Genomic DNA, 22,276 nt, shown 5'->3' on the forward strand with positions numbered 1-22,276 from the left:
TTCTCGAGGCTCAGCGGATAAATCCCGAGACGTTCAGATCTCCGCTGTTCATTACGTGATTCAAGAAGGCGCTCCAGTCCAGTTGCCCGGAAATTGCCGGATTGATCACCATGTCCTGGCGAGCCGCGATATACTCCGTAACGTCCACAATGCTATCCGCCAGGAATCCGAGGGTCTCGCCGAGGAGGGCCACGGTTTCCGGCTGCTGGAAGACTTCCGCAATTCCCTGAATCGCCAGAATCGCGTCCTGCTGGGTCTCCAGACCGTACTGCTGCTCCACCGCCATCGCGGCGCCCGCAACCAACTGCTCGCCTAGCTCGTTGACGGCGTTATAGATCTGCTCCGCCGTCTCGTATTCGCCCAGTTGCTCATAGTGTGCGCCAAATTCCAACAATTCATTCCGGAGCGCGGTAATATCCCCATATTCGCCACTTCCCGCCGTGGAAAGGGCCAGAAAACGGGCCGTGTCCACATAAAGGCCACTGGCGACGAACGCCGCCTCGCGCTGATTGGCGCTTTCCAGCGTGTACGCGCTCGCGTCGCCGAAGGAGGCCCCCTTACCCAGGGACTCCAGCGCGCGGGCCATATCGCCCTGTTCAAAATAGTCCGCCGCCAGCATATAGTGGGGCAGGCCGTTGTCGCTGTCCGCCGATGCAAGCTGGGCAAGTTGCTGCATGCGCTCCTCCACCGCTTCGGGGTTCCCCTCCAGATTCATGGCCAGCGCATACTTCAACTGCGGGTCGTCCGGATGTTCCGCAATGGCCGCGCGGAGCACGGCGATAGCCTCATCCGTTGAGAGAAACTGTGCCGCGCCCAGCAGCGCTTCCACCGAGAGATCCATGCTCTTGAGAAGTTCGCTCGCTTCATCACCCGTCAGCGACGCGAGCAGGGCAAAGTCGTTGTTCTGGGCAAGCAAATCGCTGCGCCGGGCGTTGATGGCGTCCTGCAGCGTGACCGGCTCCTTAATACGGGACTTGGGCGCATCCTGGGGCGCCACATCCGTGGCGTTATCCGGATCTGAGGCGCTTTCCGTACCGAAGGGACGCACCCGAACCAACGCTCCGTTGTTATTTACGGCACCGATATTGGAATCCGGGGAAGACTGCGTAGACGCAATTCGGTCGCTACCCAAAGTATTCCCCGGTTGATCCGCAAAAAACATCCAACCCGCCAGGGCGCAGAAACCAGCGGCGGCGGCCCAGCCAACCAGGGCGGGCCAGTAAGCACGACGCCGGGAAACCATGCGGGCTTCGGATACCGCCGGACGCGCCCGGAAGGGGGTTACCACCCGCTCGGCGGCATGGCTGCGCTCGACTTCTTCCATCACCGGCTCAACCAGAGCCACTTCCGGCGCCAGAGAATTCAGGGTTGAACCCAGACCGTTCAACGCCATGGCCACACCGGCGAAGGGACGCTCCACTTCCGCGTCGGATTTCCTACCCGCGGCCACGGCGGCCATAATGTCGCCCACCAGCGAAACCTGGGGCGCCTGGGCCTCAAAGGCTTTTCGCATGGCGCGCAACTCGCGTTCCACATCGCCGTAGGGGCTTGCCTTGGCCGCGCCGAGATCTTCGAAGGCCATATGGGCGATGGAGTCGAACACATCGTCGAGCAAATTCACCGACCCCGCCTGGCGGCCAAGCGCGTCACCCAGATCTTCCAGAGACGCGCCAAGACTTTGCAGGGATTCGAACTCATCGCGAAACGCTCGATCCTCCAGGAGCAGCGCCCGGGCGGAGTCCATGCCCTCGGCATGGTCGTTACCGGCCAACAAGAGGCCAAGGGCGTCATCGCGCCTGCTGTGTTCGGCGTTCATCATCACATGTCGTCTCTATCAAGGGTAAAGCCATCGCGCATCTGTTTCAGAATCCGGTGCAGCCTGGTCCGGACGGCCCCTTCCGTACTGTCAACGATCTCGGCGATCTCGCGTGCGGAAAGCTTCTGAAAATAACGTAAAACAACAATTTCTCGCGCCTCCTCCGGCAATGCGTCGAGCACACCGAGCAGATGGCGGTGCCGCTCCTGAGTCAGCAGCAATTCATAGGGACTGTCTTCGGGGGCGCGAAGCAGTTCTCCGGATTCCTCGCGCGCGGAACTCGCATATTCCTCCAGCGTCTCCATCTGCACCATCTTCCGCCGCTTCAATTCGTTCAGGCACAGGTTGCGCGCGATGCAAAGCATCCACGGCTTGAACTTGCGACTGACCTCAAAACGGGATCGCGCCGTGTAGATACGGAGGAAAGTCTCCTGCGCCATTTCCTTCGCCACCTCGATATTCTTAAGGTAGTGAAGACAAAAACGAAAGATATCATTCTGGTAGCGCTCGACGAGCTCTGCAAGCGCCTGGTCGTCGCCTGCGTCCAGGGCCTCCATCAATTGTTCGTCGGTCTCGGTTGAGGTGCCACTCATGCGCAACCCCGCACGTTGCAGCGCCTGCCTTGCCATAGAATTATCCTCTCTCGTTCCCAGTTGCTTACCCTACAAGCCAGTGGGAAAAACATCACAGAAAATCCTTTCACGTTGCCGATCCGGTCACTTAAGTTATTGTACGCCATGTGGTTGCGCCCGACCAAACGCCGAGTGTCCCCCGTCATGGAAACTGGCGGACTACCGCCGGTCGGGAAAGACGCCTCTCCACCCCTTCGGCCCTGATCCACGCATCGACCAGCCCTATGGTCGCCGCAGCCTCCCGCAGGGCCGCCGCGCGGAGTGTGGCGTCCCGGGGGTAACGGGCCATGGCCGCGCACCGAGCCACCGTGGCTTCCAGTTGCGCCGACTCCGTACTGTCCTCCCGAATTACCTCATCCATTCGGCGTTGTAGGAATTGCAGCTCAGGTCGGGCAACTTTTTCCACCCAATCCAGGGACTGCGGGGACGCCTTCGTGGGATCCACCGGAATTCGGTGAGCATAGGTATTGCACAGCACCGCCAGTTCGTTGGAAAAATCGCGCAGAATATTGGCCCGGCGAAGCACCGCCGGATCCACGCCTCTTTCCGCAGCAAGATCTTTCGCCAGGGTGTGCACCACCGCGTAGGACACCAGCATCGACACGCCGCCGATTAATCCAGCCATCACGACGATCTTCAGCGAGCCCTGCAGGGCGACCCAAAGTCTCAACATGGTTGCCTGTAATCCATCGATAACGGCCCCCTATCCGCGTGGCGTGCGCAGCAGACGCCTCAGATTCTTTTCATCTTCCATCCATGCCACGGCCCGCCCATAGTCAACATAGGCCGCTTCTCGGCGGCGAAACTCCGGAGGGTGGATCTTGCGCCGACCGGTCGCCGTTTCTTCGATCCCCATGTGGGCGTGAAGCATTTCGTGAAAAACGATATAGCGGACGAAGAATCGCGGCACAAAGTCCTGATCGAGCAGGGGATGTACACGGATAAGATCCTCCCCGGGCGAAAAACTTCCGAAACGAATGGAGCGTCTCTGTCGCAGCGCCGGCATTTTGCCCCAGGTGATCGGCGTCTTAACGACATTGTCGTACTCCGCCTTGTTCACCTCTTCAAATAGCGCCGCCAGATCAAAGAACTCGCCCTGTGTGCGCAAAGCCACCGACTTGGGCGCTTTCGCCGCGATCATGTGACGACGCTCCGCAATATAGCCTTCCAGCTTTTTCCCCGGCACTTTGGCGCTCGGTTTGACGATCCAGGCCGACAGGGCCTTTCGTATCTCCTCGGGCGCCTCCAGAAACATATGATGAAGCCCCACCAGCGCGCGACGGCCCGCCGACTCGTACCGCAAACTCATCATCGTTGATGTGTTATTGGTAATCCTGAGCCGGATATCCACCCCGGTGGCGGATGTCAACTCCCGATGCAGGGCATCGGCAACGCGCTGGAGCGTGTCTTCGCGCAACTCCTCATACGTCGCCGCGGCGCGACAGGGCGCAGTGCCGCCACCCGAATCGGTCAGACTTCTCGCGGCGCCGGTGCATGGGGACACTTCGGGCGCGGGGGCATCAAATCCAAACTCCAGTTGCCGGAGCTCCGGCCCGCTTTTTGGGGAATTGTCTTTCATGAGTACACTGTAAAGCCTGTGCTTCGAAATTGGAGCGTAGGGTGTCTCGCGCCGCGTATACTGAAACCATACCAGAAAATTGCGGCGGACAGAAACTCGGCACGTGGCAGACCTTTTCTTCTCATGCTATACTCCACCGCCGACGGGCCTGTCGTACCGGCGCCAGTTGTCTCTTTCGGTGTTCGAATTCGGAATCGGGCCGGCGGATTCCGGTGTGGTGGCTTGGAGTTACGTTGCATGCGCGTTCTGGTTACGGGCGGGTCGGGATACCTCGGTTGCAGACTCGTACCTCGCTTGCTGGAGGCCGGGTGGGCGGTTCGTGTCGTTGATCGCGGATGCTACGGCCACGAAGGACTTGCCCCCTGTCAATCCCGCTCCGATTTTGAACTCCTCGAAGGCGACGTTCGTCGGCTGCAGGAATTGGGCGCGTTGCTCTCTGGAGTCGATGCCGTCATCCATCTCGCGGGGCTGGCCAATGACCCCTCCTGCGATCTCGACCCCGACATGGCCTGGGACGTCAATGTCGAGAGCACCTTGGAACTCGCCCGTGGCTGTGTCCAGGCCGGTGTCGGAAGATTCATCCTGGCGTCGTCGTGCTCCGTCTACGGGCAAGGGGTATTTGAATGGCTGGATGAGGCCAGCCCGGCAAACCCGGTTTCCGCCTTCGCCCGCACGAAGCTTGCCGCCGAACAGGGGTTGCTCGCCATGGCCTCCGAGAGCTTCAGCCCCGTAGTGGTGCGGGCGGCGACCCTTTTCGGCGTCTCTCCTCGCATGCGCTTTGATCTGGCCATTAACCAGATGGCCGCAACAGCCCTCCGCCATGGTCGAATAGAAATTCGCGGCGGCGGCGGCCAGTGGCGGCCCTTTCTCCATGTTGACGATGCCGCCCGGGGCTATCTAGCCCTTCTCAATGCCCCGGAATCCTTCGTCGGCGGACAAATCTTCAACCTGGGCCGTAACGACCTCAACGTCAGAGTCTCCGATCTAGCGGGCCGTGTCGCGTCCCACGTACCGGGGACCGCCATTGACCGGGCCACCGACGACGATGACCGCCGCACCTATCGCGTAAACTTTGACAAGGTACACACCCTGCCGGGTTTCCAATGCGCGCGTACTATCGATCACGGTATTGAAGAACTTCTCGGGTACATCCGTACCATGGAAGACAACCCCTTTTCCGAAGCCTTCTTCAACGCGCAGCGGGTCAAACGCCTCCTCGCGACACCGGTTTCCCAGGGAGGCGATCCCGTGGCGGCGCGCTTCGTGCCCCTGAGTCGTCCCAGCCTGGGAGTAGAAGAGGAGCAGGCGGTGCTGGAGACCCTGCGCAGCGGCTGGCTCACCTCGGGTCACCACATCGCCGCCTTCGAAGCGGCCTTCAGCCGGACGATCGGCGCGCGCCACACCGTCGCGGTCACCTCCTGCACGGCGGCGATCCATCTTGCACTGGTCCACCTGGGCATCAAGCCGGGTGACGAAGTCATAACGCCGCCGATTACCTGGGCTTCCACCGGGAACACCCTGCTGAACATGGGCGCCAGGGTCGTTTTCGCCGATGTCGACCCCGAAACGCTGAATCTGGACCCGGCCGCCGTCGAGGCCGCCATCACCGAGCGAACCAGGGCCATCATTCCCGTTCATCTGGCCGGACATCCCTGCGACATGGACGCGCTGCGCGCCGTCGCGGCCCGGCACAAGCTCCCGCTTATCGAGGACGCGGCCCATGCGCTGGGCGCGGCCTATCGGGGCGTGCCCGTGGGCGCCGACGCCCAATTCGGTTGTTTCAGTTTCTACTCGATCAAAAACATCACCACGATGGAGGGCGGCATGCTCGCCGTGGAGGATGCGGAAACCGCCGCACATCTGCGGGCACTAGCCACCAACGGGCTGGACCATACGGCCTGGGATCGATATGGACGTAGCGCCATAGCGCGGCCCCTTGAGGTACACGAGCCGGGCTTCAAGTATCTCATGGGCAATGTAAGCGCCGCCATGGGCGTGGAACAGCTCAAGAAATTCGCCGCCTTCAAGGCCGCCCGACAGCGCCTCGCCCGAATGTACACGGAGGTACTCAAGGACGTTCCGGAAATCCGTCTGCCTGCCGTTCGACCGGACGTGGAGCATGCGTGGCACCTCTTTGTGATTCGGCTTAATCTGAACCAGCTCACCCGAAACCGGGATGAAATCGCCTACGAACTCCGCCAGGAAAACATCGGCACCGGCGTACACTTCCACGCCCTCCATCTCCACGCCTACTACCGGGAGGTCCTCGGAATGACACCGGAATCCCTTCCCGTCGCAACGGCCGCCTCCCAGGAGATTCTTTCTCTTCCACTTCACCCCCAGCTTTCCGACCGAAATGTTCACGAAGTCGTCTCCGCATTGAAAAAAGTCCTCCAACATGCTAAAAAATAGGTTGGGCGCACTCCGGGGCGCGGGTGGTATACTTTGGCAGAGATATCTGGAGGCTTGAGCTTGGATTTTCGACTCGCGAAATGTGCCCGGTGCGACAAACTTTTCAACAAAGTGGTCTCCGAGGTATGCACCAACTGCCAGCCGGAAGAAGACGTCGACTTCAGCCGGATACAGGATGTCCTGTCCCGCGAGTCCCATCTGAACGCCGAAGAGGTGGCTACCGAGGCGGGTGTCGGATTGGATTGCGTCCTGCGAATGCTCCGCGAGGGGCGCATTGACAACATTGCCCAGGAAAACCACGCCACCTGTGGCCGATGCGGCGCGCCCGCCATCAGCACTTCCAAACGGCTCTGCCAACGCTGCCTGGTGAATCTTGATCGGGAGTGCGCCCAGGCAATCTACGATCTCCGGCAGCGAATGGTTTCCAAGGAGGGCAGCGATATGAACGATGTCATGGCGGCGGTGGAGAATCGCCGGGCCTCCCGCAAGGCGCTCCGTCGCGAGAATGATCGGCCCACCGCACCCACGCCCGCAGCAGTACCCGGCAGGCGCATGGTCATGCCGGAGCACCTGCGCAAGAAGTAGACCCCACCCGCCTCGCGCCTGTGGGTCGCTCGCGCGTGATCGGGCAATCCACGCATCCAACGGCGTGTCGCCCCTCTCGAAAAATTGCGCAAGGGAGGACCAATCGCGTATATAGTTGGGGCGGCCCAGGCAGCGCGGGGGCGATTCGCAGCTTTTCCCGTGAGACTCACCGATGTCGGCCGCGCTCTTGAAGTGCGGAACTTGGGATCGATACCCCGGAACGAATGCGAAGCGGCCGCCGGGGGTATGATGGATGAGACGAGGCGCGGGATACCCCGCAACGGAAGGACGGGCGATTGGGTTCTCTGACCCTCACACGGTGCTTTAACCACGGCCAGCGCGAAGCCGTGGCCCGGTGTCCCTCCTGTCGCCGCCACTATTGTCGAGAATGCGTGACCGAGCACGACCACAAGTTATTGTGCGCATCGTGTATCCAGGCCCTCGCCTCGGCCCAGGTTGCGACGGAACGCCGCCCCTGGCCCATTATCCCCACACTGCAACTCCTTGTGGCCCTCTTCGTACTATGGCTGTCCTTTTACGGCGTTGGCCGCGCCCTCCTTTTGGTCCCCTCTCAATTTCACCAGATTGAGACCGAAAACTCCGATGATCCGGCGCGGGATCAGCCCGACGATGAAGTCGCGGACGCCCTTGCTTCCAGCCTGGGGAAAGGCGCGCGTTGAACGTGAACGTCGAACAAAAACGGACCGAGATCTCCGCGCTGCTGCTGGTCGAAGAAGCCCTTCAATTGCTTCTCCGCACCGGGGTTGTAGCGGCCTCCCTGTATGTAATGGGCACCTTGCCCTTTGTCGTAGCGGCCGTTTATTACTGGTCCGCCATGACCCACAGCCCCGACGCACACGCCTTTGCCAGTACGGGCGCCCTGATGCTGGCGTTGCTGTTTGTGGTGATGAAGACCTTCCAGTCACGCTTCGCCCAACATCTGCGGGCGACCCTGGTTGACGGCGAATTGACGCCCTGGACCTTCGGGCAGTTTTTTCGCACCCTCTGCCGCCAGGCCCTGATTCACGCCACGGTCATCGTGGTATACCCGATAGGCATGGTGACCCTTATCCCCATGGCCTATTCCATCGCCTGGTATCAGAACGCCACCCTGCTCGACGATGGCGGCGCCGGCGGCGTCCGGCAACTGGCCCGTGACGCCCTCGGGCAGGCCATTCTCTGGCCGCGCCAGAATCACGCGCTGCTCTGGCTCTGCAGTCCGCTCATGGTGGTCGGCGGTGGTATCGTATACCTCGTGACCTTTCCCGTTCTTGACGGACTCCAACAGGGTCTGGACCAACTCTCCTTCTTCATGTCGCTGGGCACTTTCTACGGGATTCTCTTTCTGATCGCCATGCTGCCGCTGTCGCCGGTGGCAACCACACTCGCCATGGGAATCGGCGCTACGGTCTTTTTCGGCATCGAATTCTTCCACATCCTCACCGGGGCCGACACTCTCTATGCGCGCAACCCCGGCGCGCTGGCGGACAACACGGTTTTCACGGCAATGATTTGTGGGCTGACGTACCTCGCCCTCGATCCCGTGCTGAAAGCGGCCTACGCCCTGCGCTGCCACAATGGATTTTCACAGAAAACGGGTGTGGACCTTCAAGTCAGCCTCCAGCGGATCCGGAGCCAACGGGCGCTGCGCGCCGCCACGGCCCTGTTGGTCATTGCTTTCGGCGCCGGATTGCCCGGCTACGCGCAGGAGGCCCAGCCCGAAACTTCGCCCCCCGCAGCCAGCCTCGATTCCGCGCTTCGGCAAGAACTCGAAGAAGCGCGCTACACCTGGCGTATGCCTCGTGAAGCCGCCCCGGACGCGGAGCTGCCCTGGCTGCTTCAGGCCCTGGATGACTTCGTCCAGGACCTTCGTGACCGGGCAAAGGCCATCATGGATTGGGTCAAGGATAAGTGGCGCGATTTCAGAGACTGGCTTAGCGGCGACGATTCCGAAGCCCCCCAGAAGGGGTTCTTCAGCGGCTTCAGCCCCTCTCTTCGCATATTGACGGTCGTCATCGGCGTGGTTCTCGTTCTCCTGACCCTGTATCTGGTCTGGATATCCTATCGGCAGCGCCCCCCGGAGGAACTGGTGGCCATTGCGCCCCTGGAAGCCAACGCGCCCGATCTGGAGGACGAGGCCACAACGGCCGCGGACCTCCCCGAAGATGAATGGTATCGCCTGGCACAGGAACTTGCGAACTCAGGGGATTACCGACTCGCGACCCGCGCCTTGTTTTTCTCCATTCTGGCCACGCTCGCCCGTCACGAAGCGATCCGAATCGCCCGCTTTAAGTCCAACATGGACTATCAGCAGGAATTGCGACGTCGCGAAAGCAGCCTCGGCGAGGCACCGGCGCTCTTTTCCCGACTGGCCCTTCTATACGAATCCGTGTGGTACGGAGAGCACGAAGCCAACGTCGCAATGCTCAATCAGATGCACGACCATCAGGAGCGTCTGCGCCATGCGGTTGAATAGTCGCCAATGGATCCCGGTCGCGGGCGCTCTCACCGCCGTGCTTGGTGTAGCGGTGTTCGTGCATGTTCTCGGACTCAGCGGTGAAAGCGGAACGACCTTCGCACCCTACTCCACCTACCGCGCCGACCCCCTGGGCATGATGGCGCTTTACAACGCGTTGGATCGGATGGAAGGTGTCGCGACCGATCGCTATATAGGCGACTTCAGCGAGCTGCCGCTTGGGAACGATAGCACCCTGGTCATCGCGGGGGCGAGCATTGGACCCGATCCCGTCCCCGTGCTCGATGTTCTGGAAGGATTCGCCGCCACCGGTGGACGTATTGTCATCGCCTTTTACCCCATCGGCAATGACCTTTCCCTCGAGGCGCTGGATGATGAACTTCGCGCTCGTGATCGCCGCGAGGAGGAGGATGAGGCCGCGACGGATGGCGAGACGGCGGATGAGGAGGAGGCGAAATCGGAATCGGATACGGCGGCCCCCACCGAGGCGCCTCAAACCGAAGAAACTCCCGCGAAGGAGTCCGAGAAGCGGGACGAGCGCGAACCGGAGGACGAACTCATGGATTTCGGCCCGCCGGTCGAGGACCTGTCCGAACGATGGGACTTTGAATACGAGTTTGCGGAGCCGCCGGCGGTAACCCGTTTGGCTCGCCTGGACGAAGCCCTTCCCGTTGAAGCGAACCTGGAAGGACGCTCCGGCCTCTATTTCGTCCCGCCCGATGAAGGCTGGACAAACATCTATGGCAAGACGGCACGAGAGGGTGAAGTCACGCAGGTCGGGATGATGGAGCGAAAAATAGGCTCCGGGACCATCGTGCTGTGCAGCGATGCCTTCTTCTTGAGCAACGAAGCGCTCCGCAAGAACAGAAATCCGGAATTGTTGTCGTGGTTGCTGGGAGGCAATAGGACGGTACTCTTCAGCGAGGCCCATCTGGGCACGCGGCAGCAGGACCGGATCATGACGCTTGTACGGCGCTATCGACTGCATGGTGTGCTCTTTGGATTCCTCCTTCTGGGGATACTTTTCGTCTGGCATCACGCGGCCACCTTGATCCCGCGCCGCGACGTCCCGCCACTTCCCACAGCCGCCACCGCTGCCGAACGCAGCCATCAAGACGGACTCGATAATCTACTGGCGCGCTTTATTCCGCGGAGCGCACTCCTCGACACGTGCGTCCGGGAATGGTGCCAGCAGTTTCAGCACGACCCCAGGCTCCAGCAGGTGCGGCAAATCGCGGCATCGCGCGGAATAAGTGAAGGCAAGGAAAACGACCTGGTCGCGGTCTACAACGAAATCTCGCGGGAACTACATCACAAATAACGGCACAGCGGCCAGCCGCCGCCCGATGGGAAAGGATACCCCCTTGAATTACAGTATCGAACAGCTCCATGAGGTGCTGCAGCGCACCCGCGGTGAAATCGGGAAAGTGATTATCGGCCAGCAGTCCGTGGTGGATCATGCCCTGGTGGCCATCTTCGCTGGTCAGCACGCCCTGATTGAGGGGGTACCCGGCGTGGCCAAGACCCTCTTGGTGCGCACCCTGGCGAAGGTGCTCGGTTGCGAGTTCGGGCGTATCCAGTTCACGCCCGACCTGATGCCTACGGATATCATTGGCACCAACGTCTTCAACATGAAGGAGAACGGGTTCACCCTCGTGAAGGGCCCGATCTTCACCACTTTTTTGCTGGCGGATGAAATTAACCGCGCCCCCGCCAAGACCCAGAGCGCCCTTTTGCAGGCCATGCAGGAGCGGAATGTAACCATTGATCGGGAAACCTACGCCCTGGCCCCGAATTTCTCCGTCTTCGCGACCCAGAACCCCATCGAATACGAGGGCACCTATCCGCTCCCCGAGGCCCAGAAAGACCGATTCCTCCTTAAGATTCGAATGGATTGCCCCGAGGAAAACGAGGAATTGATGCTGGCCTATCGGTCCCTTTCCGCCAATGCCCCAGAACGCGTGCTCCATGACGACAGCGTGCAGCCCGTCCTTAGCGCCGAAGCCCTCGTCCAGTGCCGTCAGGCCATGGAGTCCGTGGCGGTTCGCGAAGAAATCATCCGCTACGCGGTCTCCATTGTAAGAAAAACCCGGGCCTACAGCAGTGTTCTGGTTGGTGCGGGTCCCCGCGCCACCCAGGCCCTCTTGCTGGCAAGCCGCGCCAATGCGGCCCTGCGCGGGCGGGATTTCGTATCGCCCGACGACATCAAGTACCTCGCCGTTCCGGTGCTCGCCCATCGGCTGGTCTTGCGGCCCGAATTCGAAATAGAGGGCTTGACCGTGGAAGAGGTGATCCAGGAACTGCTCACTACGGTAACCGTGCCGCGATGAGCGCTCCCACCACACGATTACTTTGGTGGTGCGCCTGGCTCGGCCTTCCACTGGGACTGGCGGGGGGGCTCTCCCCCGGCCTCGCCCTGCCGTGCCTGGCGATTTTCCTTCTCGTGGCGGCAATCGCCATCGGGGACCTCGCCCGTGGCCTGCGCGCCGCACCGGCCGTTACGGTGCAATTGCCCCCGATCAGCCGCTTGTCTCTTCAGCGACCCGGCGCCTTTCTTGCCTCGCTGGTCAAGGAATCGGACGGCGTACAAACCCGCCTCATTCGAGTCGGCCTCGCCTTTCCAGAGGCCTTGCGGATCGCCCAGCCGGTCCAGACGGCGCATGTACCCGGCGCGGCGGGGACCTATCCGATCTCCTGGGAGTGCCTGCCCGTCCAACGGGGCCAGTTCTTCATCACGGACGTGTACATTGAGGAAGTATCCGCACTCGGACTGTGGGCGATCCGGCGGCACTATGTGCAGCGGGCGGAACTACGCATCTACCCGAATCTTCTGGCCGAACGCAACCGCATGGCGTCTCTTTTCCTCAATCGCGAAGGATCGGGCATGCACGCCCAGCGCCTGGTCGGCAAAGGTCGCGAATTTGAGCAATTGCGCGAGTATATCCCCGGCGACAGCTACGAGGACATTCACTGGAAGGCCACCGCGCGGCGCGGGCACCCCATCACCAAGACTTACCAGGTGGAGCGCACCCAGGAGGTCTATGTCGTGGTGGACGCATCGCGCCTGAGCGCCCGCCCCATACCCGGACGCCTTCCGGAGGGCGCCTCGGAGGCCCAACTGGAACTTCTGTTGCGCGCGGCCCTGCTTCTGGGGGTTGTCGCGGAGAAACAGGGGGACTTCTTTGGCCTGGTGACCTTCAGCGATCAGGTACACGCCTTTATCCGCGCGAGCAAAGGACGGGGCCACTTCAATCGCTGCCGGGAGGCGCTCTACACGCTCCAGCCCCGGATCGTGAATCCCGATTTCGAAGATGTCTGCACCTTCATCCGCATGCGACTCCGGCGGCGCGCCCTCGTGATCTTCCTGACCAATCTGGACGACCCCGTGCTCGCGGAGAGTCTCAGCAGAAACCTCGAGTTCCTCAGCAACCGCCATCTGGTGATGGTCAACATGATTACCCCGGGCCATGTGCGGCCCCTCTTCAGCCACGGCGATGTCCGGGATACCGACGAAATCTATGCCCGTCTCGGCGGACATCTCCAATGGCAAAGTCTTCGCGAGACACAACGGAGCCTTCACCGCCACGGCGTGGATATGCACCTCGCGGGCCACGAGAGCCTCTGCGGCGACATGGTGGCCCAGTATGTCAGCGTAAAGCAGCGGCAACTCTTATGATTATCGACCTTGAAAAGTTTATCGCCTCCGAACAGCCCTACTGGGACGAACTCGATCACCAGCTCACCATCCTGGAAGAGCGCTCGGGCAATCCTCTTTCCCTGGAGCAGGTGAAGCGCTTTAACTATCTCTACCAGCGCACCGCCTCTGACCTCGCGCGGATCAGCACCTTTTCCGCCGAGCCCACGACCCGGCGCCACCTGGAGAATCTGGTGGCGCGGGCCTACGCCGAGGTCCACGAAGTGCGCCGGAGTTCCGGCCGTATCCAGGCAGGCGAGTGGGTCATGAAGACCTTCCCGCAAACCTTCCGTCGCCACATTCGCGCCTTCCAACTGACGCTCTTCGTCACGCTGCTCGGTGCGGCATTCGGGGCCCTCGTCGTGGCCACCGACTCACCGGCCAAGCGCGTCATACTGCCCTTTGACCACCTCATGGGTAGCCCGTCTGACCGCGTGGCCCGGGAAGAAGCGGTTACCGAGGACCGTATGGCCGGCTCTCGAAGCGTATTCTCCGCCCAGTTGATGCAGAACAACATCCGGGTCAGTATCATGGCTCTTGCCCTGGGCATGACCTTTGGCCTGGGTACCTTTCTCGTCCTTTTTTACAACGGCGTCATTCTCGGGGCGGTCGTGTTTGATTATATGGCGGACGGCCAGACGGTCTTCCTTCTCGGGTGGCTGCTTCCCCACGGCTCCATCGAACTGCCCGCCATCTTTCTGGCCGGGCAGGCGGGCCTGGTGCTGGCCCATGCCCTCATCGGCTTCGGCGACCACCACGTGCTCAGTGCGCGCCTGCGCGCGGTGGGTCCCGATCTCGTCACGCTCATCACCGGGGTGGCCATCATGCTCGTATGGGCCGGTATCGTCGAGTCCTTCTTCTCCCAGTACCACGAGCCCCATCTTCCCTACTGGCTTAAGATCAGCTTCGGAACCCTCGAACTGGCGGCCCTCGTGGTCTATCTGAGCCGCGCGGGACGGGCCCCCGCCGAGGACAACGCCAGGACCGCCGGAGCACCGAGACCCGCATGAGCCTGCCCTTTCGAAAGCGAATCCTGATTCAGACACCCGAAGGTGTCGCCTTTTCCCTGTACCTGGCGGGGCCCTTCACCCGTTTTCTCGCCTGGATAATTGATGTGCTCGTGATCGCCGCCGTCTCTTCGGCCGCATTCTCCATTGCCGGATTCAGCGGCGCGCTCGTGGGCAACGTGGGCTTTGCTTTCGCCATCATTTTCATCTTTGCCTTCGGCTTCGGCTATCGTATCGTCATGGAGTGGCGTTTTCGCGGACAAACCCTTGGGAAACGCATCCTGCGGCTCCGGGTGATGGACGCGGGCGGGCTCCGGCTTCAATTGCACCAGATCGTGCTTCGAAACCTTATCCGCGTGGTGGACATGCTCCCCTTCGCCTATGCTCTGGGTGGGACCACGATGCTCTTCAATGCGCGGAATCAACGACTGGGCGATATTGCGGCCAACTCCATCGTCACCTACCTGCCGCAGGACGTCCCCCCGGACTTCGCTCGGGTACTCCCCGGAAAATATAACTCCTTTCGGGACTACCCCCACCTGGAAGGTCGCCTGCGCCAGCAAGTGAGCCCGGAAGAGGCGGACCTGCTGGTACGCGCACTGCTTCGGCGGGATACCCTTGACCCCGCGGCTCGGGTTCGCGTTTTCAGGGAGCTGACGGATCACTTCCGCGAGAAGGTTGAATTCCCCGACGCGGCTATCGCCGGGATTACCGACGAACAGTATCTTCGCAACACGGTAGACTCGGTGTTCCGCGGAAAGCGGGGCTGAAGATTTTCGGCCCGTGCGGCAAGCGATGTATCGGAGACGCACGGTTGGCGTCCTCCCTTGGAAATTCCCTGCCATGATTATTCACAATTCGCACCCATCTCTTGACTTGTTCCCTGCGAAATTGCCAACCTTAGGGATATTTAATTCCAGGAGAGCCCATGCTACGCGCAGAATCGCTACGTAAAGTCTTTTATCCTCCACGGGGCGAAGCCGTGGAGGCGGTGAAAGGGGCCACCTTCACCGTTGAGCCCGGTGAAGTTTTTGGCCTTCTGGGTCCGAACGGCGCGGGCAAGACCACCCTCCTGAGGATGCTTGGCACCATCATTTCCCCCACTTCCGGCCATTGCTGGGTGGGTGATGTGCGTACCGATCAGGCGAAAGACGATATCCGTAAGGATATTGGGTTCCTCTCGGGAAATACGAAACTCTACGGACGCCTGACGGCAACGGAGGTGCTTCGCTACTTTGGCCGCCTCTATGGCATGGAAGACGCCTATATCGACTTCCGCATCCAGACCCTCGCGGGCATGCTCGACATGAAGGCCTTTCTCGACCGCCGTTGCGAGGCCCTCTCCACGGGTCAAACCCAGAAAGTCTCCATTGCCCGGGTAATCCTGCACGACCCGAAGGTTCTGATCCTGGACGAACCCACCATGGGCCTCGATATCATGACCAGCCGGGCCATCCTGGACTTCATTCGCGACGCGAAGGGACGGGGCCACAGCATCATCTTCTCCACGCACTACATGACCGAGGCGGAAATGCTCTGTGACAGGGTCGGCCTTATTTACAAGGGCGACCTGCTCGCCGTGGGCGCCATGGAAGAAATCTACGCCCGGTCCGGCGCGAATAATTTACAGCAGGCCTTCCTGAATCTGGTGGGCGAGGAAACGGAACCCGCCGCATGAACTTTCGCACCGCGAGCACCATTTTCAAAAAAGAAATGCTGGACACCATGCGGGACAAGCGCACGCTCCTCATGATGATCGGCGTGCCCATGCTCCTCTATCCCCTGTTGCTCATCGTGGGCTTGCAGGGGCTGCTGATCCAGAGTGCAAGTCTGGACAAGAAAATATCGCGCGTGGCCCTCCAGACCTCCGAGCCCGAGACGGTGCGGACCTGGCTTTCCGATGTGGAGAAGATCGAGATCGTGGACGTCGCCGACCCCGGCGCGGCGCTGGAGCGGGGCGACCTCGAAGCCATTGTGTTTATCGAAGGCCCCGTTGCGTCGCTCCTGGGCGAGGGTAAATCGGTGAACGTTGAACTGCGCTTCGATTCCACCGAGTTCGAGTCCATGGATGCCGTGGGACGGCTCCGCGACGGCCTCGACAAAGACGCCGAGTCCATGCTGGACGTCCGTTTGAAGTCCATGGGACTTGAGGCGGACTACATCGAACCCCTCAAGATCGAACGCGAAGACGTATCTCCGCCCGCGAAGACCACCGGGAACGCCCTGGGTACCGTGCTGCCCATCCTCATGGTGGTCATGCTTGCGGTGGGTGCGTTCTACCCTGCGGTCGATGTGACCGCGGGCGAAAAAGAGCGGGGCACCTTCGAGACGCTCCTCTCCACCCCCGCCAGCAAGCTGGAAATCGTGGCGGGGAAATTCCTGACCGTCTTCCTGCTCGCCATGGCGGCCGGCCTTCTAAATCTGGCGAGCATGGCCGCCACCTTTGCCTTCATGGCCAGTCAGGTGCAGCAGAATGTGGATACCGTTATCCCCTTCGAGCTGAAATTCCCGCCGAGCGCCGTTCTTGTTATCTTCCTGATCATGATTCCCCTCGCTTTCTTCATTTCCGCACTGATGATGGCCATAGCCGTTTTCGCCCGAAGTTTCAAGGAAGCCCAGAACTACGTCACGCCGTTTCTTATCGTCATCACCATGCCCGCCCTCTTCGCGGCGATGCCTGGTGTCAAGCTCAATGCGGTAACCCAGTTCATTCCCGTGGCCAACGCCATTCTGTTGTTTCGCGATATGATGACCGACAAGGCGGGCCTCCTGGAGGCCTTTCCCGTATTTCTGAGCACCGCCGCATTCGCCGCCCTCTCACTTCTTTTCGCCGCTTGGCTCTTCCAGCGCGAAGAGGTCATCCTCTCCGAGGAGAAAGGTTTTCCCCTCACCTGGCGGCGGAGCGAATTCCGCCCGCGTGAAACCCTCACCGCGTCCATGGCCATGGGGCTATTCACGGTTCTGCTGATCGTGCTTTTCACCATCGGAAGCACGGTGCAGTCCTGGCGATTGCTTCCGGGCCTCCTCATCACCGAATGGCTTCTCCTCTTCGCCCCCATACTCATCCTCCTGGGCTATGGAAAGGTCAATTTTCGCGCCGCGCTGAATCTGCGCCGATTGCCCTGGTGGGGCTTTCTGGGCTCCCTGAGTATCGGCTTCTTTTCCATCGTGCTCGTCATCCAGCTAAGCTACCTCTTCAACAAGGTCCTCCCGATGCCAAAAGAAATCCAGGAGGCCATGGGGCAGCTTTTCAGCAGCGATGGCAGCGTTTCACAGCTCCTGTTGCTCCTCTTCGTCGCCGCCGTTTCTCCGGCCATATGCGAAGAGGTGCTCTTCCGCGGCGCAATCCTCTCGGGACTCCGGCAACGGCTTGGAGCCTGGCCGGCCATCATACTGGTGGGCGCCCTCTTTGGGCTCTTCCATCTGGACGTATTCCGAATTCCCCCTATCGCGGTGCTGGGTATGGTGCTCACCTATCTCACGGTGCGTACCGGATCCATCTACGCCGCCATGGTCGTTCACCTGATGAACAACAGCTTTGCCATCCTGCTCACGAGTGAACATATGCCGACCGCCGTCGGCCGGATTCTCCAACTGGAACATTTCGAAGCGAACGGATTGCCCCGCCCCGTGCTCATTATTGCCTCACTGGGCTTTATCGCCAGCGTCGGGTTCCTGGAATTTACCGCGCGCCGATTCAGGCCCGTCGGGACCTGAGCGCACGCCGCGCTTGCCGTCTCCGCAGACGCGGTCCTCTTGAAACGTGTGAACACCTGTCACGCAAATGAAACGAGTTTGAATATGGCCAGATCGTACAGGGCCAAAACGCCCCATGCCATCGTATTCGCCCTTTTTCTCCTGTCTCTCGCGGTACCGGGCGCACTGGTCCATGCCGAATCGTGGACCATTGTGGTCTCCCCCGAACTGCAGAGCGACGAGGCCATGAAGGTCGTCCTGGCCGACCTTCAGGCGACCGGACCCCGCTTCGGTATTCCCATCACCATCGCAGATGATGACGGTACCGTGGCCGGAAATGTCGTCCTGGTCGGTGGACCGGAGGTCAACGCGCGGGCGGCCTCCCTTACGGAATCGGGAACGCTGACGCCCCTTAGTCCGCCCGAAGACGGACAGGGCTACACCATCGTCCCCTTTGACAACGCCGGTGCCCGGGGCTTTGCCATTGCCTCGCGCGATACCATCGGCACGGTCTACGGGCTCTATTGGCTCCATGACCGCCTGCGTGTATACCGCCGTATTCCAGACAGCGTCGCCGTCACCCGGGAACCCGCCATGAAGGTACGGCTGGGCGGCGCCTGGGGCCGTTTCGGCTCGGGAGGATCCAGCAGAGAAGAAATCCAGCAGGCCCTTCGACTCAGCATCAATTGGGTTCCAGGCATGCCCATTCTCGATCTGGTGCCCTGGGAATCGGAACCGGAGGCGTCGATCAACGCCGCCAATCGAGAGAAGACCCGTGAACTCATCGCCTATGCCCACGCGATGCATATGAAGTATTTCAGCTTCGCGAATGAGTTTACCTATCACCCCTCTCTGCTGGAGAGTCGCGGGGCCACACTCAACCCGAACGACCCAAAATTCTGGGATGCGGTCCAGGACAAGTTCCGCATGCTCTTCACCGCCCTGCCGGAACTGGATGGTGTGGAGATCTGCAACGACGACATCTCGGGATTCTGGGACAACTATCTGCCCTATGACGTCATGCACGAAACTCCCGAAGCGGATTGGTCTTACCCGAAGCGATTTCGCACCTTCGTAAAGAAGGTTCATGAGGTCGTGGCGGAGGAATACGACAAGCAATACTTCCACTTCACGTGGAGCCTCGTGGATCACGAAGTACATACACAGCCGGCCGTCTTTCGCGAGATATTTACCGACGAGATCCCCACAAGAAATTTCTATGTCATGCCAAAGGTAACGCGCGCGGATCGCTGGTGGTTCCAGCCCTACAACCCCACCTTCAACCAATCCCACCATGACGCCATCGTACTCTTTGAAACCATGAACTACTATGAAGGCGGAAAGTCCAATCTTTTTCCCACCTTTTCCGGCCAGTATTTTCAGGGCGGGTTGCAGACCTTTCTCCTCGCCGAACATCCTAATCTAAAAGGGGCCGCCGCCCTCGCCAGTGTCCAGGGCGATGGATGGGGTACGCGCGAGGCCTACTCCTACGTTCTCTACCGATTGATGTGGGATCCCAACGACGACATCAAGCAGATTGCCCGGGACTTCTGCGCCATCCACTTCGGACCGAACGCTTCGGAGGGTATGGCGGATCTCTACCTTCTGTCTCCCCGAGCCTATCAATATGGTTTGCACATCGAACCCATTTCCTATGGCCAGTTCAATTCCCACTACCACATGCGCGTCGGCGAGTTTCCCGTGCAGGGATACCCCAATATTGACGGGGGGCGGGAGCATTTGGAGTGGCTTAGGAAGATCTACCTGCGCTGCAAGCCATGGAAGCGGGAGACCCTTGAATCTATCGAGAATGGCCGCGAGGTCGCCGAGTCCATGTTCGCCAAATTTGAGACCGTCAAGCCAACCCTTGAAGACCGAAGCATGGGCGAGTCCATTCAATCCCGGCTCGACATGACGCGAAAACTCATCGAAACGAACCAGCGCTATGTGGAGTCGATCTTCGCCTATTTTGATTTCATGGACCGTCCGGATGAGGGACGGAAAGAACGCCTCGACAGAACGCTGGACGAGACACGGAAGACCTGCGAAGCCTTCCAGGGCGTGCCGGGCTACACGTACAAACTCTGGGGCATTGAAGAGCTGATGAAGGCCATGGCCGCGGCCTCCGAAGATGTGGATGCCGCACGCGAAGCGCTCGAGGCCGCCCCGACCCGCTCAGCGTTAGAGAGCACCATCGCTTCCCAACAAGCCCTCTATGCCAAAGTCCTGGCCGATAACAAAGACAACGCCGTCAAATTTGCCCACATGAGAGTCTTGATTGACGGCCGGGATATCGTGAACTTTCGCGGAGCCGAATACACCATCGATCACATCCAGTGGGACGGCGCGCAGGTGAAGGACTTCACGTCTATCGCCGCCCTCCCGGACGACAATGTCACCGTAATCCCCGTCAATATCGAGTCCCGCCCCCTTCACCCCTTTGTCATGGAGCAGCCCGGCGAGGAGAATGGCTACACCGCACGTGTCTATCTGGACGACATGCCCGGCGGCAACGGCTGGGTTGAGATGGATCTCTATTACATCGACGCGCCGCCGGAAGATCTGGGACTTGCCGTGCCCTGGAGTGCGGGAGATCGCTGAGGCAACCAAAGGCAGTCATAGAATTGTCCGGATTATGTGGCGGGGAAACTCCATCTCCCGAACCCGACAACTCCATTCCAAGCGGATCTGCCTTGTACAGCTAACTTGGAGCTGTGTCTCCAGTTACAAATCGTGAAAATGACGAGTGGCCTCAAAGGCATTCGAAATCCAGGCAAGCACTGGAGGGCGTCGGGTATCCGCGAAACGTCAGAATCCGTCCGTGCTGCTGAAGAGCCCGACCTTGAGTTCTTTCGCCTTGTAGATCTCGCGCCCGTCCACTTCCATGCTGCCGTCGGCGACGACCATGGTCAGTTTCAGCGCGAGCAGGCGGCGGATGTCGATGCGGTAGGTGACCTTTTTCGCCGTGGGAAGCACCTGACCGGTGAACTTCACTTCTTTCACACCCAGCGCCCGGCCCTTGCCCTCGTGGCCGGCCCAGCCCATGTAGAAGCCCGCGAGTTGCCACATGGCGTCGAGGCCCAGGCAACCCGGCATCACCGGGTCCGTCTCAAAATGGCAGCCGAAAAACCACAAATCGGGATTGATGTCGAGTTCCGCAACCAGGAGTCCCTTGCCGTAGGCGCCACCGTCCCGGTCAACATGGGTGACCCGGTCGATCATGAGCATGTTGGGCAGGGGAAGCCGGGGAGCGGCGGGACCGAAAAGTTCGCCTTTCCCTGCCAGAATGAGGTCGTCGCGGGTAAATGACTGCTGTGTGGAAACCGTGGGCACTATTCTCTCCTGGTATCGAGACTCAATGGGCTGCAACGCCTGTCGGTTCAACGCCCCGCACGTCATGACAAGCATAAAGACTTGCATGAAGCGGAAATGGACGGGACAGCGCTTAACTGGGACTCTAAACGGGGAAGGCGCTGCGGGCGGATTCCAGACAGGAAACACCGGGGCTATAATAAACCCTTGGCGCAGCGGATGCAATTATTTGACCGCCGAGGCGAAAAAGGCCGAAGCTAGAGCCCTTCCATAGTATCTTTTCGCTTCTGGAGGATCTTGATAGCCCCATCCAGAATACGGCGAAGGCGCTGATCCCGCATTGTGGGTTCCAGGCGGCTGGTGAGCAGAGAATGGCACGCCATGAGGAGCTTGATCTCGTCCAGGGTCATCTCGTCGAAGGCCTGCTTGCCCACTTTGTCGATGGCGGCCCTGAGGACCAACTGCCGGCGCGCCTCGGGAACGTGACTCTCGGCTTCAGGCTCGTGGCGCATCTGGTTGGCCAGGGTCAGCCCCGCCTCCAGGGATGGGTCGTGAATCTCGCCCGCGTCGATCTTGCTCTGGAGCACACTCGCCTCTTCCAAAGTAAGAGAGCCGACCGTCTCCATCGTGGCGGTCCACTCTTCCGCTTCCGAAACCGGCAGGGCCTCCGTATTCAGCGGTGGGACCGCGACGGGAGGAACGACGCCCTCAAGGGAACGCTCGAACTCCGCACACTCCTGAGCAAGCTGCGTGACAATCGCCTGGGAATAGGCGCAACGCGCACGCGTATGGTCGAGCGAGTTCTCCAGATTCTCCAGAACACGATTCCACTTTCGGGCGTCCTGGGGCTCGCTGAGCCGGCGCTCGTCGGCCTTCACCAGCAGGACCTTCACTTCGTCCAGCGCGCGAAGGTCTTCTTCGAGCTTGTTCTTCGCCTGGAAGAGCTGTCGTCGGAGTTCCACAAGTTTAATGTTCATTGGGCCTTACACATAAAGAGATCGGACGCTTCCGCGAAGCAAACCCCGCAAAAGGGTCTCCACCGTCGCGGCACCGCGCTCAGGGAACGA

18 protein-coding genes are annotated in these 22,276 nt (G+C 60.6%); 12 read left to right on the plus strand and 6 right to left on the minus strand.

The genetic code is table 11. The features are described from left to right. Positions 1-10 precede the first annotated feature (10 nt). The 4 genes from JNK74_03190 to JNK74_03205 all read right to left on the minus strand — a co-directional run bounded on the left by JNK74_03190 (position 11) and on the right by JNK74_03205 (position 4,027). Positions 11-1,819, minus strand: coding sequence for a hypothetical protein (locus JNK74_03190; protein MBL7645176.1), 1,809 nt, complete (start codon positions 1,817-1,819; stop codon positions 11-13). Continuing rightward, the gene (locus tag JNK74_03195; protein MBL7645177.1) at positions 1,819-2,409 is read right to left on the minus strand and encodes a sigma-70 family RNA polymerase sigma factor; all 591 of its coding nucleotides are present in this window, start codon (positions 2,407-2,409) and stop codon (positions 1,819-1,821) included. Before JNK74_03195 ends, JNK74_03190 begins: the two co-directional genes overlap by 1 nt. Positions 2,410-2,590: 181 nt before the next feature. Continuing rightward, on the minus strand, positions 2,591-3,121 hold the full coding sequence (locus JNK74_03200) for a hypothetical protein (protein ID MBL7645178.1): 531 nt from the start codon (positions 3,119-3,121) through the stop codon (positions 2,591-2,593). 30 nt (positions 3,122-3,151) lie between these two features. Further along, complete coding sequence (locus JNK74_03205; GenBank protein MBL7645179.1) at positions 3,152-4,027, minus strand: hypothetical protein; 876 nt, start codon at positions 4,025-4,027, stop codon at positions 3,152-3,154. A 237-nt stretch (positions 4,028-4,264) separates the two neighbouring features. Between JNK74_03205 and JNK74_03210 the strand changes: the two genes are divergently transcribed. The 12 genes from JNK74_03210 (at position 4,265) to JNK74_03265 (ending at position 20,498) form a co-directional block, all read left to right on the plus strand. After that, positions 4,265-6,439, plus strand: coding sequence for an aminotransferase class I/II-fold pyridoxal phosphate-dependent enzyme (locus JNK74_03210; protein MBL7645180.1), 2,175 nt, complete (start codon positions 4,265-4,267; stop codon positions 6,437-6,439). Positions 6,440-6,499: 60 nt separating this feature from the next. Continuing rightward, on the plus strand, positions 6,500-7,024 hold the full coding sequence (locus JNK74_03215; GenBank protein MBL7645181.1) for a hypothetical protein: 525 nt from the start codon (positions 6,500-6,502) through the stop codon (positions 7,022-7,024). A gap of 296 nt (positions 7,025-7,320) precedes the next feature. Then, on the plus strand, positions 7,321-7,704 hold the full coding sequence (locus tag JNK74_03220; GenBank protein ID MBL7645182.1) for a rhomboid family protein: 384 nt from the start codon (positions 7,321-7,323) through the stop codon (positions 7,702-7,704). Between the two features lie 2 nt (positions 7,705-7,706). Then, positions 7,707-9,500 carry a hypothetical protein gene (locus tag JNK74_03225; GenBank protein MBL7645183.1) on the plus strand — a complete coding sequence of 598 codons (1,794 nt, stop codon included), beginning with the start codon at positions 7,707-7,709 and terminating at the stop codon, positions 9,498-9,500. Continuing rightward, positions 9,487-10,821: a hypothetical protein gene (locus JNK74_03230; GenBank protein ID MBL7645184.1), complete on the plus strand. Its 1,335-nt coding sequence runs from the start codon at positions 9,487-9,489 to the stop codon at positions 10,819-10,821. Before JNK74_03225 ends, JNK74_03230 begins: the two co-directional genes overlap by 14 nt. A gap of 25 nt (positions 10,822-10,846) precedes the next feature. Then, on the plus strand, positions 10,847-11,830 hold the full coding sequence (locus JNK74_03235; GenBank protein MBL7645185.1) for a MoxR family ATPase: 984 nt from the start codon (positions 10,847-10,849) through the stop codon (positions 11,828-11,830). Continuing rightward, the gene (locus JNK74_03240) at positions 11,827-13,176 is read left to right on the plus strand and encodes a DUF58 domain-containing protein (protein ID MBL7645186.1); all 1,350 of its coding nucleotides are present in this window, start codon (positions 11,827-11,829) and stop codon (positions 13,174-13,176) included. Before JNK74_03235 ends, JNK74_03240 begins: the two co-directional genes overlap by 4 nt. Further along, a complete protein-coding gene (locus JNK74_03245) occupies positions 13,173-14,204 on the plus strand; it encodes a stage II sporulation protein M (protein ID MBL7645187.1) in 1,032 nt (343 codons plus the stop codon). The genes JNK74_03240 and JNK74_03245 overlap by 4 nt, the downstream gene beginning before the upstream one ends. Further along, positions 14,201-14,971 (plus strand): RDD family protein, encoded by a 771-nt coding sequence (locus tag JNK74_03250; protein ID MBL7645188.1) that lies wholly within the window; start codon positions 14,201-14,203, stop codon positions 14,969-14,971. The genes JNK74_03245 and JNK74_03250 overlap by 4 nt, the downstream gene beginning before the upstream one ends. A 158-nt stretch (positions 14,972-15,129) precedes the next feature. Beyond that, on the plus strand, positions 15,130-15,879 hold the full coding sequence (locus tag JNK74_03255; GenBank protein MBL7645189.1) for an ATP-binding cassette domain-containing protein: 750 nt from the start codon (positions 15,130-15,132) through the stop codon (positions 15,877-15,879). Next, positions 15,876-17,918, plus strand: coding sequence for a CPBP family intramembrane metalloprotease (locus JNK74_03260; protein MBL7645190.1), 2,043 nt, complete (start codon positions 15,876-15,878; stop codon positions 17,916-17,918). The genes JNK74_03255 and JNK74_03260 overlap by 4 nt, the downstream gene beginning before the upstream one ends. 84 nt (positions 17,919-18,002) lie before the next feature. Continuing rightward, positions 18,003-20,498 (plus strand): hypothetical protein, encoded by a 2,496-nt coding sequence (locus tag JNK74_03265; GenBank protein ID MBL7645191.1) that lies wholly within the window; start codon positions 18,003-18,005, stop codon positions 20,496-20,498. A gap of 207 nt (positions 20,499-20,705) precedes the next feature. Here the strand turns inward: JNK74_03265 and fabA are convergent, their stop codons facing one another. Together fabA and JNK74_03275 are read right to left on the minus strand one after the other, a co-directional pair. After that, a complete protein-coding gene (fabA, locus tag JNK74_03270) occupies positions 20,706-21,296 on the minus strand; it encodes a bifunctional 3-hydroxydecanoyl-ACP dehydratase/trans-2-decenoyl-ACP isomerase (GenBank protein ID MBL7645192.1) in 591 nt (196 codons plus the stop codon). A 170-nt stretch (positions 21,297-21,466) separates the two neighbouring features. Next, positions 21,467-22,186, minus strand: coding sequence for a hypothetical protein (locus JNK74_03275; protein MBL7645193.1), 720 nt, complete (start codon positions 22,184-22,186; stop codon positions 21,467-21,469). Positions 22,187-22,276: the final 90 nt, after the last annotated feature.

It is taken from the genome of Candidatus Hydrogenedentota bacterium (genome assembly GCA_016791475.1).
Taxonomy (GTDB): Bacteria; Hydrogenedentota; Hydrogenedentia; order Hydrogenedentales; family JAEUWI01; genus JAEUWI01.

What these genes read in the sequence shown, in the direction of transcription:
- JNK74_03190 (MBL7645176.1), bottom strand. Translation starts at nt 1,819, where the DNA reads ATGATGAACGCCGAACACAGCAGGCGCGATGACGCCCTTGGCCTCTTG.
- JNK74_03195 (MBL7645177.1), bottom strand. Translation starts at nt 2,409, where the DNA reads ATGAGTGGCACCTCAACCGAGACCGACGAACAATTGATGGAGGCCCTG.
- JNK74_03200 (MBL7645178.1), bottom strand. Translation starts at nt 3,121, where the DNA reads ATGTTGAGACTTTGGGTCGCCCTGCAGGGCTCGCTGAAGATCGTCGTG.
- JNK74_03205 (MBL7645179.1), bottom strand. Translation starts at nt 4,027, where the DNA reads ATGAAAGACAATTCCCCAAAAAGCGGGCCGGAGCTCCGGCAACTGGAG.
- JNK74_03210 (MBL7645180.1), top strand. Translation starts at nt 4,265, where the DNA reads ATGCGCGTTCTGGTTACGGGCGGGTCGGGATACCTCGGTTGCAGACTC.
- JNK74_03230 (MBL7645184.1), top strand. Translation starts at nt 9,487, where the DNA reads ATGCGGTTGAATAGTCGCCAATGGATCCCGGTCGCGGGCGCTCTCACC.
- JNK74_03235 (MBL7645185.1), top strand. Translation starts at nt 10,847, where the DNA reads ATGGGAAAGGATACCCCCTTGAATTACAGTATCGAACAGCTCCATGAG.
- JNK74_03240 (MBL7645186.1), top strand. Translation starts at nt 11,827, where the DNA reads ATGAGCGCTCCCACCACACGATTACTTTGGTGGTGCGCCTGGCTCGGC.
- JNK74_03245 (MBL7645187.1), top strand. Translation starts at nt 13,173, where the DNA reads ATGATTATCGACCTTGAAAAGTTTATCGCCTCCGAACAGCCCTACTGG.
- JNK74_03250 (MBL7645188.1), top strand. Translation starts at nt 14,201, where the DNA reads ATGAGCCTGCCCTTTCGAAAGCGAATCCTGATTCAGACACCCGAAGGT.
- JNK74_03255 (MBL7645189.1), top strand. Translation starts at nt 15,130, where the DNA reads ATGCTACGCGCAGAATCGCTACGTAAAGTCTTTTATCCTCCACGGGGC.
- JNK74_03260 (MBL7645190.1), top strand. Translation starts at nt 15,876, where the DNA reads ATGAACTTTCGCACCGCGAGCACCATTTTCAAAAAAGAAATGCTGGAC.
- JNK74_03265 (MBL7645191.1), top strand. Translation starts at nt 18,003, where the DNA reads ATGGCCAGATCGTACAGGGCCAAAACGCCCCATGCCATCGTATTCGCC.
- fabA (MBL7645192.1), bottom strand. Translation starts at nt 21,296, where the DNA reads ATGACGTGCGGGGCGTTGAACCGACAGGCGTTGCAGCCCATTGAGTCT.
- JNK74_03275 (MBL7645193.1), bottom strand. Translation starts at nt 22,186, where the DNA reads ATGAACATTAAACTTGTGGAACTCCGACGACAGCTCTTCCAGGCGAAG.